The 1,167-nt window shown below is 60.1% G+C and carries 1 protein-coding gene; it reads right to left on the reverse strand.

What is annotated here, in order from left to right:
• Positions 1 to 112 precede the first annotated feature (112 nt).
• Positions 113 to 1,045: an IS5 family transposase gene (locus G5V65_RS21905; RefSeq protein ID WP_165054745.1), complete on the reverse strand. Its 933-nt coding sequence runs from the start codon at positions 1,043 to 1,045 to the stop codon at positions 113 to 115.
• Positions 1,046 to 1,167 lie beyond the last annotated feature (122 nt).

The raw sequence follows: 1,167 nt of genomic DNA on the forward strand, positions 1-1,167 counted from the left end.
CAGCACCCGGTGACGCGCGGAAAGCAGCTCTGAAATTACCCCTTGCGCAAGGGGCGGTTACACATGTTGCACAAATCGGGGCGTGAGCGCACTTCCCCTTTCCCGGACGGATTTATCCTACGACCTCTGTGACAGGTATGCCAAGAGAGGTGTAGCGGTTGAGGACGGCGACGCGGACTTGGATCTCTGCGACTTGGCGGTCGAAGTCCCTCGCCATGAGGCTTTGCCCCAGCAGCTTCACACAGTGCATCTTGGTCTCGACGCGGCTCCGGCGGTGGTATCCGCTCCATCGTCGCCAGATGGCGCGGCCCAGGTATCGCGAGGCATTGACCGCCTCGTTTCTGGCAATGGCGCCTGCGCTCGTGGGCTTCCACGGTTTGGCGTTCTTGCGCGGCGGTATGATGGCATGAGCGCCACGCGCTGCAATCGCATCATGACATTTTCGGGTGTCGTAGGCCCCGTCTGCGGTCACTAATCCAATGTCCTGAGCGGATGGGATTTGGGCGAGCAACTCAGGCAGCATCGGTGCGTCACCGACATTACTGGTGGTAACCTCCACGGCCCGCACTTCCAGCGTTTCCTCGTCGATCCCTATGTGTATCTTGCGCCAGATGCGGCGCTTTGAGCCGCCATGCTTGCGGGCGTTCCATTCTCCTTCACCCTCAGATTTGATCCCAGTGCTGTCGATCAGCAGGTTCAGCGGGCCGCGATCGCCTCTATAGGGCAGGCTCACCTTCAGCGTTTTCTGACGGCGACACAGTGTGCTGTAGTCGGGCACCGGCCAATCCAATCCGGCGAGCCGCAACAGACTTCCCACGAACCCGGTTGTCTGCCGGAGCGGCATACCGAACAACACCTTCAAGGTCAGACAGGTCTGGATCGCCGCATCGCTGAATTGGCACTGGCGGCCACGCTTGCCCGTTGGCGGTGGCGTCCAGACCATCTCGGGATCAAACCAGATCGACAGCGATCCGCGTTGCTTCAGCGCTGTGTTGTACGAAGGCCAGTTCTTGGTCTTGTACTTCGTAGGGGCCCAACTGCTCATGCCCTCCAGCTATCATACTGGACTCCCAACGTGAATCCCGGTCGAGATTTGTGCAACATGTGTAACCGCCCCTTGCGCAAGGGGTAATTTCAGAGCTGCTTTCCGCGCGTCACCGGGTGCTG

Source organism: Paragemmobacter kunshanensis, assembly GCF_011059185.1.
Taxonomy (GTDB): Bacteria; Pseudomonadota; Alphaproteobacteria; order Rhodobacterales; family Rhodobacteraceae; genus Paragemmobacter; species Paragemmobacter kunshanensis.

Coding starts and splice junctions, on each gene's coding strand:
- G5V65_RS21905 (WP_165054745.1), bottom strand. CDS start 1,045: ATGAGCAGTTGGGCCCCTACGAAGTACAAGACCAAGAACTGGCCTTCG.